The sequence below is a fragment of the Amycolatopsis jejuensis genome (assembly GCF_000717335.1).
Taxonomy (GTDB): Bacteria; Actinomycetota; Actinomycetes; order Mycobacteriales; family Pseudonocardiaceae; genus Amycolatopsis; species Amycolatopsis jejuensis.
Map to the genome: position 1 here is coordinate 1 of NZ_JNYZ01000111.1, position 360 is coordinate 360.

Annotated in this window: 1 rRNA gene; it reads right to left on the bottom strand. The window is 55.6% G+C overall.

What is annotated here, in order from left to right:
• Nucleotides 1-360: ribosomal RNA gene (locus tag OO71_RS45980) — 23S ribosomal RNA — on the bottom strand; the annotation flags it as partial.

Genomic DNA, 360 nt, shown 5'->3' on the forward strand with positions numbered 1-360 from the left:
GTCCGCTATCGGTCTCCAGGAAGTATTTAGGCTTACCGGGTGGTCCCGGCAGATTCACAGCAAATTCCACGAGCTCGCTGCTACTCGGGAACACCACCAAGGTCCTTGCCACTGATTTTCGCGTACGGGACTCTCACCCACTCCGGTCCACCATCCCAGGTGATTCCACTAACCAGCACAACAACCCGGAGAAATGTCAGTTCCTCCAAGGCGGGTCCCACAACACCACACGCACAACGCCTGACAGCTTGACATACGCATGGTTTAGCCTCTTCCGCTTTCGCTCGCCACTACTCACGGAATCACGGTTGTTTTCTCTTCCTACGGGTACTGAGATGTTTCACTTCCCCGCGTTCCCTC